Here is a 12,625-nt window from a genome sequence, read left to right as displayed (position 1 = left end):
TCACTGTTCATTTACTTCATATGCAACTCTAACTCCAGACTCAATTGCCCCTTGCATCCATCCATGTGTTAATGTCGTATGCTCTCCTGCAAAATGTACTTTTCCAGATGGTGGTGTAATATACGGAAATAACTCGAGCTCTTGGCCTGGTTCGAAAGCTGTAAATGCACCGCAAGAATACGGATTTTTACTCCAGCTAAAAGATGTTCCAGTGACAAACTCACTATAGATGATGTCACCGTATATTTCCGCTAAATTTTTTAATGCGTAACGAATACGATCTCTTTGCGGGAGACTATCCCATGTTAACGCCTCATCTGCCCACGTATAACTTGCTATTACGATAGCTGGTCCTGGAGTATGAATGCCATAACTCGGATAGTATGTAAACCGTATCGGTAAATCAGTAATAGATTTACCGCCACACTGTCCCGCTTTCTCCCAAAATCTACTTTTAAACTCTATTGCAATTTTAGTTGCAGCAATATAATTTAATTCACGAATTGCTCTTTTTTTAAAATAAGAGAATAAATAGTATGGCTGAACTTCTACAAATCTTAACGCTGAAAATGGAATTGTAATAATAGCAAAATCACTTGTTATTGTAAATTGCTCTAACGTTTGTTCATGATTTCCTTGTAACATTACTTTATTATCTTCTTGTATGATTTTATCAACCTTATACGGCATTAAAATATGTTCTCTTAATTGTGGTAAGAATGCATTCGATAACTTATCCATTCCACCAGTTATTTCATAATATTTCGTTGTTGAAGTAAAGAAAATCATTTCACGTAATACTTCAATTAAGGACATTCCCATATAAGCTTCCATATCAAGAAGTACCCCAATCATATCTATTGCACCATCTGAATAATACTCCATTAATAATGAACCAAGCGAATACGTTTTATACTTTTTTTCAACAATAAGCCAGTTTTTATCAGGATCCTTCTTAATATAATTTAGTATTGGTTCTAATACCTCAATCATTAGCTCTTCTGCCGTTTTTCCTTTTTCTTTATCCAAAACCGGATATTCAAGTACACTTGGATCATTTTCAAACACATTCAATCTCGTTTGAATGTTATTCGTATAAATGATATCTGCAAAAGTTTTATTTATAAAAAGGTTTAAAGGTAGTTTAAATTTATGAATATACGCTAAGGTTAACTTATGGGTGTCAGGGATTCTCATCGGTCCCGCATTAAAATATAAACCCACACTAAATGGTTCCCGAATCGTATACACCCTGCCACCTATTCTGTTATTTGCTTCTATAATCGTTACTTCGTGCCCAGCCTCTTTTAATAAAGAACCTGCAACTAATCCAGAAATCCCTGCACCTGCAATCGTAATCCGTTTTGGGTTATTCTTTTTAACAAGCCCTGCATGAATAATATGAAGCATTTCTTCCATTGCTAATGGGTTCCCCATGCCATTTCCCCTTTTACAAAGGATTTTACTGAATTATATTCGGTTCACTGAATTCCTATGTTTTGTTCGCGGATTTGCACGGATACATTTTCAAATACTTGAATATCTTTTATAAAATGTAATAAACTAGATATGACTCTATAGAAGTAAGACGTATTATCTTACATAATAAAATCAATGAAATTGCGAGGAATTTTGAAATGAAAAAAGGTATTAACCGTGTTGTATTAGTAGGAACAGGAGCAGTTGGATGTAGTTATGCTTACTGCATGATTAACCAAGCCGTAGCTGAAGAATTTGTTTTAGTCGATGTAAATGAGGCAAAAGCTGAAGGGGAAGCAATGGATTTAAGTCATGCTGTTCCATTCGCACCAGCTCCAACTAGAGTATGGAAAGGCAGCTACGAAGATTGTAAAGATGCTGACCTTGTAGTTATTACAGCTGGATTACCACAAAAGCCAGGCGAAACACGTTTAGATTTAGTTGAGAAAAACGCTAAAATCTTTAAACAAATCGTTCGCAGTATTATGGATAGCGGATTTGATGGCATCTTCTTAATCGCAACAAACCCTGTAGATATTTTAACTTACGTAACTTGGAAAGAATCTGGTTTACCGAAAGAACGTGTAATCGGTTCTGGTACAACGCTTGATTCTGCTCGTTTCCGCTATATGTTAGGTGAGTACTTCGATATTGGTCCACACAACATTCACGCTTATATTATCGGCGAACACGGCGATACTGAACTTCCTGTTTGGAGTCATGTTTCCGTTGGTATCCAAAAACTACAAACACTGCTTGAAAAAGACAACACGTATAATCAAGAAGATTTAGACAAAATTTTCATAAACGTCCGTGATGCAGCTTACCATATTATTGAACGTAAAGGCGCAACTTATTATGGTATCGGTATGTCACTTCTACGTGTTACAAAAGCAATTTTAAACGACGAAAATAGTGTATTAACTGTATCAGCTTACTTAGAAGGTCAATATGGTCAAAAAGATGTTTATATCGGGGTGCCTGCTGTTTTAAATCGCGGCGGTGTTCGTGAAATTTTAGAGGTTGAATTAAGTGAAGAAGAAGAATTAAAATTCGATCATTCTGTTCAAGTATTAAAAGAAACAATGGCTCCGGTTCTTTAATTAAGATAAAAAGCAATCCAATTTATTTTGGATTGCTTTTTTATTTTCTTTATCCCCTATGACCTTTTAATGATTTTCTATCATTTCTTATTTTTTAGTCGCATCCTCATTATTTATATCAAGTACATCTAATAAAAAGATAAAGATTGGTATCCCGATAATAAGCCCCCATATTCCGAGAAAATGCTCTGAGAAGATGAGAATCATAAATGTATAAAAGATTGGTAAATTTGTTTTTGCAGACATAAACTTCGGATTTAAAAAATAACTTTCAAGAGCGTGGATTACTGTTATGAACACGATTATGTATACTACGTACATAACCCCGCCTACGTTGTAAGCAATGATACAAAGTGGAAACAAAGAAATAATCACACCTGCAACAGGAATCAACCCTAGTAAGAAAATCATAACAGCTAATACGAGTAGCTGTGGAAATCCTAAAACGATTAATGCAATGACAGTAAGAATACAATTTACAACGGCAATTAAAAACTGAGCTTCAATTACTTTACCGAACGATCTTGCAAATCTTTCACCAAAATATGCAATTTCCTCATAAAAGATCTTTAGCTTACTGTCTTTAAACTTAGATGTAAATGTAATAATACGCTCTTTTTCTAATAAGAAAAATAAGCTTAAAATTAGAGATAATAATATTTGTAAACTTACCTTCCCTATATTTGCTATTGATTGATATATGACATCTACACCTTGTTCTATATATTTTGATACTTCCATCCCATTAATTGTCGAAAGTACATATTTAACGATTTCATTATCAGGTGGATTTTGAAAAAATAGTTTAAATTGATAAATTAATTGTGAAATTTGTATCGTCAGCACAGGTAAATATTTATATAACGTTGTGCCTATAAAGGAAACTAGTATTATATACAAACATGCAATAACAATTTTCCGGTTTACTTTCAATTTCCTTGAAATAAAACGTTGAAATCGATCCATTAAAAACGTCAGTATAAACGTAATTAATATTAAATTGATCATACTTTTTAATGCATATAATACAAGCGCTACTATTATTAAAACGAGAAACCGTTGAAACCCTCTACTTCGAAAAAAACTCTTTACTTCATTCATTAAGAATTAACCTCCCCCTTCAATGGATGGAAATTGAATATATTACATTTTATGAACTCCTATAGACAATCTTTCTTACTAATTGAGAAGAATCCTTTTTTTCTTTTCATATTGTTAGATTCGTTTAACTGGAATCCACCAACATAATTTCGGTGGATTCCAGTTATTTTTCATATAATCTTTTATAAACTAGGTGATTTTCTATTTTTAGACTGCTGTTCATACGCATATCCCATATTGAAAAGCTCTCTTTCACCAAACTGTTTCCCTACAAACACTACACCGATTGGTTCTCCATTTTTATCATATCCAGCAGGAACCGCTAATTCCGGATAACCAGCTACAGCTGATAGAAGAACTTCATCGTTATTAATCATAACTAGAGCATCCAAACCTTTTTCTACTAAATACCTATCTAGCTCTTTTTTTGCATTTGCTTGACTCGTTTGTACTACGTTTTCGAACTCTTCTTTCGTTATAGCAGATTTTTCAGACCCCTCAATTAATGTTTGTCCGTATTTTATTCGTCTTTTACTATCCTTTTTATTAAACGCTATAATCTCTTCTAACGATTTTACCGGTATATTTTTTTGCTGTGAAAAATAGTCGTTTACATTATGCTTGAACTCATATTCTAATGTTTGCAAATTATCTACACCCTCAGCACTTAACTGGATATTATCAGTTAATATCGCACCTGCATCTTGAAGGTCTTTTCTAATTTTTTCTGCTACTGCTTTTCTAGTTTCATCTTGTTGGTCTACAGAAAAAAGCAGCCCTATCTTTTTCCCTTTTAATCCATCTATTGATAAATCCTTTGTATAATCAATTCTTTCTTTATCTTTCATTTTTTCTGTCATAACATCTTTTTCGTCATAACCTATCATTGCATTAAATAACGTTGCTGCATCTTTTACTGTTCTTGCCATAGGTCCTGCTGTATCAAGAGTTTCAGCTAATGGAATAATTCCTGTTCTACTTACCATACCTAAAGATGGACGTAACCCAACTACTGATTGCTGCGCCGCTGGTGCAACAATCGATCCCGTCGTTTCTGTTCCAATTGCAAGCGGCGCAAAATCTGCCGCAACTACTGTAGCAGATCCTGAACTTGATCCTGAAGTATCGAATGTAATCGGACCGTACGGGTTTAAATTTTGTCCTTTCTTCCCGCTATACCCGCTTGGCATTGTAAAAGATAAATAGTTCGCCCACTCAGACATATTCGCTTTTCCTAAAACAAATGCTCCTTCTTCTTTCAACTGCTTCACAATTGTTGCGTCTTGATCTGCAATCCAATCTTTTAATACATAAGTTCCTGCACTAGTCGGCATCACTTTTTCCGTCTGTACATTATCTTTTACAACGACAGGAATACCATATAAATTCGAATTTTTGTTTCTCCCCCGCTCTTGATCTAACTTTCTTGCTTCTTCCATCGCATTAGGATTTATCTCTGTAATAGAATTTAATGTTATTCCATTTTGATCATGTTCTTGTATTCTAAAGAGATAAATGCTCGTTAATTCTTCATATGACAACTTTCCATCATCAATCATTTTTTGAAGCTCATCTACAGTCCCATTTACGACTTCTTTTTCTTTTATCTTTACATTTTCTATATTGATTCCTTTAAGCTGATTATGTATCGGTTGTAGCACTCTTTCTTTATCATATACAATACGCTCAGGTTCCTTTGGAAAATAATTTTTATACACGTAATATCCGCCGGCACACGCTAATAAGACAATGCCTCCAGTGATAGACAGCGTTACCTTTACCCATTTCTTCATGTTGCTTCCTCCACTCTATAAGATGCTTAGCTATACAAAAAAGAGAGTTACCTTTTACTTAACTCTCTCCAATCAAAATGCTAAATAAAAAAATGAAAGATTTCAATCTAATTACTTCTTTTTTTGCATTTGCTTTGCTAACATTTCTTTCACTTGATTATACGTTAATCCTGAATTTTTATTTAAACGCTTTACTTCCTCAACATCAGTACCTACCACTGTATATTTTTTCTCATCATTCATTTTTCTAATTCCCTTCTCACCGTATTATTTCTTATATTTCTTCCCTAAATGCGCATAAATTAACACCACTACAAAAAAGGAAGCTGTTTTTAAACACAGCTTCCTTCTCGTTACATATTGTATTTCTTAATAAAATTTCACTACATCTTCAGTAGGCAAGAACGTTCTTTCTGCTGGTTGTTCGTTTGGTTCACCAAATGGCATTTGACCTACTAAGCTCCACTCTGCCGGAATGTTCCAAGTTTCTTTCACTTCAGCATCTACGATTGGGTTGTAATGTTGTAATGACGCCCCAATTCCTTCAGCAGATAATAGCATCCACACAGTATGTTGTAACATCGCATTTCCTTGATGAGACCAGAATGGGAACTGATCTTTGTATAATGGGGCATTTTCTTGCATTTTTTCTACAGTTGCTTGATCTTCAAAGAATAGAACTGTTCCTACACCTGCATGGAAGCCTTTTAGTCTTTCTACAGTCGCTTCAAAGTTTTCTGCTGGTACGCGTGCTCTTAGTGTTTCTTTAACGATATCCCAAAACTTTTCATGCTCTCCATCCATTAATACAACCATACGACCACTTTGCATATTGAAAGATGTTGGTGCGTGTAAAGCTGTTTTTAACACTTCTTCAATTCTTTCTTTCGTAATTGCATCGTTTTTTGTTACTTTACGAATTGAACGGCGGTTCACGATTGCTTCTTTTAAGTTTGTTGTAGTTGCTGACATTTTAATTCCTCCAAATGTTTGTTTTATAATTTATTTTGTTATTTCATAACAAGCGAATTAGCAATATCCATCGGTATTACATTGCATACCTTCAAATGAATTTGTTTTATCCTTTTCAATTTCTTTATCAATGACCCTTTCTAGTGTTTCTTTACTAGCAAGCCCTTGAATGACTTCATCTCCAATCATGACAGTTGGAACAGCCATAATATTCGCTTCATCATATGCGTGTTGAATTGCTTCTTGATGCTTTTCTTTATATTTACGAGTTACTAAAGCATCTTTAAATTCCGCCTCAGGAAGTCCTACTTCTACCGCTAATTTTGTTAACACATCAATATCTTCAATGTTTTGCTCTTCTTGGAAAAATGCTGTGAATACGCGATGATGATACTCATTACCTAGTCCACGTTCTTTCGCAAATTGACATCCTTCGAAAGCTAAATGTGTATATGGATGTGGTGAAACACGTGGCAAGCGCATATCAATTCCTAACTTCTTCGCTGTCGGAAGAATGAAAGCATCCCATGAACCTAATTTTTCTGGTTCATTCCATGGATCTATTTTTGAATATGGACTTGGACGTAATTCAAATGGCATCCATTCAATCTCTACATCTTTCTCTTTCGCTACCTCATCTAATGGACCTTTTGCTAAAAAACAAAACGGACATATAAAATCTGAGTATACTTTCATTTTTACAGTCATAACTTTTACACCTTACCTTATCGTTGTAATCAAATTAGTTACATTAATGATAAAAAAATATAAATATTATTTAAGCATTCATTTTTTCTTGCAAAGTTTCAAACAACTGCCCCATCGTAATATTTCTCAAAACTTCTTCCATCGCGGATTGTGCTTGAATTAAAATAATTTCTAACACCGCTTGAATATTCGCCCCAATTGGACAATCTGGATTCGGTTGCTCGTGAATATGAAATAGCTTGTCTTCTTCGACTACGTTCACTGCATGATACACATCTAACAATGTGATTTCATGTAAATCCTTTAGTAATCCCGCGCCACCCGGTCCACGATTTACGTAAACAAAGCCAGCTTGTTTCAAGTACGACATGATTTTACGAATGACTACTGGATTTGTATTGACACTCTCAGCCATATAGTCTGAAGTACAAAGTGAAGATGGATTGTTTTTCAAAATAGATAAAATATGAACAGCTATGGAAAAGCGGCTACTAATTTTCATCGTAATCACCACCTCGATGTAATCATTATAGTTACAACTAAAAAATAAGTCAATCCTTTTCATAGATTTTTTATAAGCAAATTAAAAAGTGCCCCATTATGATATATGAGACACCCCTTTTTATTCTGCAAATAGCGCTTGAAATTCTTCAATAAATAGCTGTACAGCGATTGAAGAATCCTTTAATGAAGGAACAGCTAAAGCAATTTCTCTCCATACTTGCGGTTCCAACTCTCTCGTTTGCACATTCTGTGGTAAATTCGTTAAAGATAATTCAGCTAATATTGCAATACCTAGCCCTTCTTGAATCATATTTAAAGCGGTAGTAACGGTAGAAATTACATACTCAGCCCGAAGTGGTACGTTGGCTTGTTTAAACATATCAATGATGGGTGGTTCGTATCCGCCCTTACATAATATGATCGGTTCATTCTCCAAATCACGAATTGTAATAGAGTCCTTCTTACAAAGAGGATGATCCTCTCTTAAGATAGCAACCATTTTTCCCTTCGTTAACGGGACAATCTCCATCTCTTTATTAGGCAAAATAACAATTCCTATATCAACAACCCTCGATATTAACCAATCTTCAACTTCTTTAATTGTTCCTTCGCAAAGAACGACCTCTAAGCTCGGATACTTCTCCTTAAAATGGTTTATCATTTTCGGTAAGAAATGTGCAGAAGCACTCGGAAAACTCCCAATTCGAATCGTCCCCACTTCGTGTCCTTTCTCCATCGCAACTTCTTGTTCAATCTTCTCTACACCGTTCAAAATCTCTCTAATATGTACAAGAATTCTGTTTCCTACATCCGTAACGAGTAATCCTTGTCGTTTATCACGTATAAGAATCGTAACTCCTAACTCTGACTCAATACTTGAAATGGCATGACTTACAGCTGACTGCGTCATATTTAACACCCTGGCAGCCTTCGTAAAACTACCTAACTCAATAGTTTTTATTAATACTTGCAGTTGTGTAATGGTCATAACTAATCACTTATACTCCTTATAAAAAAGATTCATTTTATTTATTACATTCGATATCATATCATAGTGAAATGAATAACAACAAGGAGGTCTTACCGTGACACAGCTTTCTCGAACTAAGACGGCCATAATCCTTACCTTCCTCGTTTTTATGTGGGGAATCAATTGGCCTTTATCTAAGTTTGCCCTGCATTATACACCACCCGTTTTATTTGCAGGCGTTCGAACTTTAATTGGAGGATTCATTTTACTCCTTTTCGCTCTACCCAAATATAAAGAATTACATTTAAAAGAAACGTGGCATTTATACGTTATTTCTTCTTTACTTAACATCATTATATTTTACGGGTTACAAACTGTTGGTCTTCAATATATGCCTGCTGGTCTATTTTCCGCTATCGTATTTTTACAACCTGTTTTACTTGGTATTTTCTCATGGATATGGCTTGAAGAAACAATGTACGGTTTAAAAATTTTCGGGCTTGTACTCGGATTTATTGGTGTAGGTGTTATTAGCTCTAGTAGTTTAACTGGACATATTTCTGTCATTGGCATTCTTCTTGCATTAGGATGTGCGATTGGCTGGGCACTTGGAACAGTATTTATTAAGAAAACTGGTCACCGTGTGAATGCCATTTGGATGGTAACAATTCAGCTTCTTATCGGTGGTCTTTGTTTAATCGGATTTGGCTCAGAATTTGAAAGTTGGTCTAGTATTGCTTGGAGTATGCCATTTGTTAGTGTACTACTCTTTATTTCATTCTTTGTTATTGCAATGGGGTGGCTTGCATACTTCACACTTGTTGGAGCTGGTGAAGCAAGTAAAGTTGGGGCTTATACATTCCTCATTCCACTAATAGCTATTATTGTAAGTTCAATTTTCTTACATGAGGCTATTACCATTAGCTTATTCATCGGACTATTATTTATTGTTGTGAGTATTTGTTTTGTAAATATGAAACCGAAAACACTTGCTGTAAGGCAGCAAGTTGAAATGAAATAAACGTAAGAAAGAGCCTACTGTTTGTAGGCTCTTTCTTACGTCTTACTTTTTACGACGTACTACAAGAACACACGCACTTACCGACGATACTATCGCCAAAATAGATAAGACAATTGCTATCAATTGCATATTACTAGTACCTTCATTCTTTTCTACACTAGACACTTCACCATGTTCTCCTGTTAATGACGTACCTTTTGCAATTGTTGTAAGTGAATGTGGTTTTTCAGCTTTTTCATCGCCCGTCCATTCAACAATTTCTCCGTCTTTATATTGTTGATATGCATCCCAAGCTATTTTTTGCTCTTTATCCGGATTTTTAGCGACGAAAGTAAATCGCTGGAACTGACCAGGTGAAATCCCTTCTCCTGTTGCTTCCCATACTACAGTTTTTACTTTTCCAACATTATCTTTTTGTTCTTCCACTTTCCATCCTGGCACTGGTTCATACTGTTGGAACTCTACTCCAGAAGGTATTTTCAATGTAACTTTTGTCGTTGCTACATTCTTTTCAACTGGTACTTTTATCGTGTAAGTCTCCCAAGAGCCGATGTCAGAAGTTGCTGGCTTCACAGTGACGTGCGCACTAACAGGTAACGAAAAAATTCCCATTGCAATTACTGTTGCGATCATTGTTGTTCCTAATTTTTTTATGCGTTTCATTTTCAATTAGCTCCTTTTTATCTATACCTACTCTTTATCCCGCTATTCGCCGGGCAGCCCAATTGATGAGGGCTGCTTAAAGTTTCACTTTATCTGCCACCTACAATAAATTTATAATCCGTATCGAAGCTATCAAGCGATTTCGTTAATCCATGTACTTGTATATTCCAGTTGCCTGTCATGTTAATATACATACCTTCTGCTTCATATTCTCCCGGTGAAACTGCCGAAACTTTAAATGATCCTTTTCCCATATTCATATCTAACGATTGAGTCGTTAATATGATTTGTTCCATATCAGTAACAGGTTGTCCGTTCTCATCCTTTAAAGTAATATGGAATATATTTTGTCCTACTCTATTAGGACTTACATTTAGCGTCATTTCATATCCATTATCCAATTGTTTACTCTCTGTAAAAGGTCCAGTAGGAGGCATGGGTGGGGTTTGTACGTTTGTCATAAAAGCTACGATTACAAAAATGATAATTCCAATGATAAACTCTACTTTCACCGTAGCACCTAATCCTTGCTCCGCTCTCATTTTCCCTTTCACATAATGAATAATTCCTAATATCCCCATGAAAATGAATAAAAGTATCTTTGCTAATAAAGCTAATCCATACTTTGTATCAAATAACGAGTGGATTGTTGGAATAAAAAATGTACTGTTAAAAAGACCTGTTATTAAAATCACAATGACAGCACATATTGCCCACGGTGAAAAACGCTTAATCATATCCCAATACATACTCCACTTATCATCCTCTTTACGTAAAAGAAGAATAATAGATGATAGACCACCAATCCATAATGAAGCTGCGAATAAATGTAAAAAATCCATAACAACAGCAATTTCTTTAAACTTTGAACCATATGCGTGACTATTACATGCTTTCATAACAAGTAGCCCAATAAACAATACTATTGGAACGCTCCATACTTGAAACGACGACAGCTTCTCACGCCTCATCGCAAAATACGTAACGATTATAAGCGAACTAATAAGAGTCATTTGAGTAATCCATATATAACCAAAGACAGAAAGCTGTAATGTTTCTTTTAATAGTAAAGGATTGAATGCTTCTAGCCATGAAACATCCGCATTTATTTTCGCTTGTAGTGGTAGATTGAATAACAAACTAATCAATATCCCAAATAAGGAGATCCATATTATGTTCTTACTCCTTGATCGTACCGAGGTTGCATTACCCTTATACATAATAAGATTAAAGAAGAGAACTCCTATAAATAGTGAGAAACTTGTATATAAAATTCCACGTTCCATAATCATATCAATTTGCGGGACATACCCCATCTCTTCTACCTTTACATCGTCTACTCCCGCTTCTGCTAATCCAATACGGAATGGAATAACTCCTTGAATTGGATGGCCATCAGCTGAAATCACTTTCCACTGAATAGAGTAGAGACCGTTTTTGAGATTCTCTTTTAATCCGGCTTCTAATAGCTTTTTATTATTTTTATCAATATGAGCATCTTTTAAATCGACCCTTTTACCTGATGTATCTCTCACGTACAATGTATTAAAACTTGAAACTTGTATATCCTCATCGAATTCAATTTTCACAACAGATGGTGCTTTCTTCAATGTTTCATTTTCAGCAGGGTTTGATTTCACAACGTACGCATGAGCAGATGCACTTTTCGGTATCAATATAATAAGCACACACGCAAGTAATAGCCATGTCCCTAATCGTCTCATTACTTTCACACTCATTTCACTTCTTTCTTCTTTATACACTTTCATTACTTTTAACTACCTAATCTTAATCATCTGGCGAAATATTAACCTTATTAAGTATAAATTTCTGCACAGTATGACTCTTAACTTCTCCCCACCTCTAAACTTCTAATACAATAGTAACTACCTTCATATATACAACTTATATTTTTAAAGCTGATTGTTATTATATCATAAAATATATTTATGTAAGTTTTCGAAATAGAAAAGTTATCGTGAATCATTTGTGAAGAAAATGTGAAATATATACAGCAAAAACTTTAATCCTCCCTCCACATTCAACCAGTTTTAAGATTGGAGTCTTACTGTACACATATAGCAGAATAAATAAAAAAGGTATTACGTTGTTACGTAATACTCTTCCAGATAATCATAATACTCAATAATCGTTCACATTGAAAAATACATAAAATGAATCTTTAATAAGTATTTTTTGTTCATCTCCACAAATAGCAGGATAAATAAAAAAGTGTCACATTATAAAGGGTACAGATTATTATAATGTAACACCTTTTCGTAAAAACATATAGTACTACTTGAATTGCAAT

At 34.6% G+C, this 12,625-nt stretch carries 12 protein-coding genes; 2 read left to right on the top strand and 10 right to left on the bottom strand.

The window, feature by feature from the left end; translation table 11 throughout:
- Positions 1 to 1,437: a flavin monoamine oxidase family protein gene (locus tag AC3EMB_RS09785; RefSeq protein WP_095691063.1), complete on the bottom strand. Its 1,437-nt coding sequence runs from the start codon at positions 1,435 to 1,437 to the stop codon at positions 1 to 3.
- Positions 1,438 to 1,637: 200 nt separating this feature from the next.
- Here AC3EMB_RS09785 and AC3EMB_RS09780 point away from each other — a divergent pair, with 200 nt between their 5' ends.
- On the top strand, positions 1,638 to 2,582 hold the full coding sequence (locus tag AC3EMB_RS09780; protein WP_000715322.1) for an L-lactate dehydrogenase: 945 nt from the start codon (positions 1,638 to 1,640) through the stop codon (positions 2,580 to 2,582).
- A gap of 87 nt (positions 2,583 to 2,669) precedes the next feature.
- On the opposite strand, the gene AC3EMB_RS09775 is transcribed toward AC3EMB_RS09780, so the two are convergent.
- The 7 genes from AC3EMB_RS09775 to AC3EMB_RS09745 all read right to left on the bottom strand — a co-directional run bounded on the left by AC3EMB_RS09775 (position 2,670) and on the right by AC3EMB_RS09745 (position 8,648).
- Positions 2,670 to 3,683: an AI-2E family transporter gene (locus AC3EMB_RS09775; RefSeq protein WP_095691064.1), complete on the bottom strand. Its 1,014-nt coding sequence runs from the start codon at positions 3,681 to 3,683 to the stop codon at positions 2,670 to 2,672.
- A gap of 182 nt (positions 3,684 to 3,865) precedes the next feature.
- Positions 3,866 to 5,476: an amidase family protein gene (locus tag AC3EMB_RS09770; protein ID WP_488517658.1), complete on the bottom strand. Its 1,611-nt coding sequence runs from the start codon at positions 5,474 to 5,476 to the stop codon at positions 3,866 to 3,868.
- Between the two features lie 111 nt (positions 5,477 to 5,587).
- Entirely contained in the window at positions 5,588 to 5,719 is a 132-nt protein-coding gene (locus AC3EMB_RS09765; RefSeq protein ID WP_000997344.1) for a hypothetical protein, read from the bottom strand.
- A gap of 126 nt (positions 5,720 to 5,845) precedes the next feature.
- The gene (locus AC3EMB_RS09760; protein ID WP_001277021.1) at positions 5,846 to 6,448 is read right to left on the bottom strand and encodes a nitroreductase family protein; all 603 of its coding nucleotides are present in this window, start codon (positions 6,446 to 6,448) and stop codon (positions 5,846 to 5,848) included.
- Positions 6,449 to 6,505: 57 nt separating this feature from the next.
- On the bottom strand, positions 6,506 to 7,156 hold the full coding sequence (locus AC3EMB_RS09755; protein WP_000216673.1) for a DsbA family oxidoreductase: 651 nt from the start codon (positions 7,154 to 7,156) through the stop codon (positions 6,506 to 6,508).
- 70 nt (positions 7,157 to 7,226) lie between these two features.
- On the bottom strand, positions 7,227 to 7,658 hold the full coding sequence (locus AC3EMB_RS09750) for an Rrf2 family transcriptional regulator (protein WP_000704073.1): 432 nt from the start codon (positions 7,656 to 7,658) through the stop codon (positions 7,227 to 7,229).
- 120 nt (positions 7,659 to 7,778) lie between these two features.
- Entirely contained in the window at positions 7,779 to 8,648 is an 870-nt protein-coding gene (locus AC3EMB_RS09745) for a LysR family transcriptional regulator (RefSeq protein WP_488517657.1), read from the bottom strand.
- 97 nt (positions 8,649 to 8,745) lie between these two features.
- Here AC3EMB_RS09745 and AC3EMB_RS09740 point away from each other — a divergent pair, with 97 nt between their 5' ends.
- Complete coding sequence (locus AC3EMB_RS09740) at positions 8,746 to 9,651, top strand: DMT family transporter (protein ID WP_488517656.1); 906 nt, start codon at positions 8,746 to 8,748, stop codon at positions 9,649 to 9,651.
- Positions 9,652 to 9,693: 42 nt separating this feature from the next.
- Here AC3EMB_RS09740 and AC3EMB_RS09735 read toward each other — a convergent pair whose 3' ends face one another.
- Positions 9,694 to 10,314, bottom strand: a complete 621-nt coding sequence (locus AC3EMB_RS09735; RefSeq protein ID WP_488517655.1) for a YcnI family copper-binding membrane protein — start codon at positions 10,312 to 10,314, stop codon at positions 9,694 to 9,696.
- Positions 10,315 to 10,403: 89 nt separating this feature from the next.
- On the bottom strand, positions 10,404 to 12,053 hold the full coding sequence (locus AC3EMB_RS09730) for a copper resistance CopC/CopD family protein (protein ID WP_140155564.1): 1,650 nt from the start codon (positions 12,051 to 12,053) through the stop codon (positions 10,404 to 10,406).
- Between the last annotated feature and the right edge of the window lie 572 nt (positions 12,054 to 12,625).

This window comes from Bacillus sp. LQ16 (genome assembly GCF_057784645.1).
Note: the sequence above shows the minus strand (reverse complement) of the source record. Positions and strands in the feature narration are given on the sequence as shown.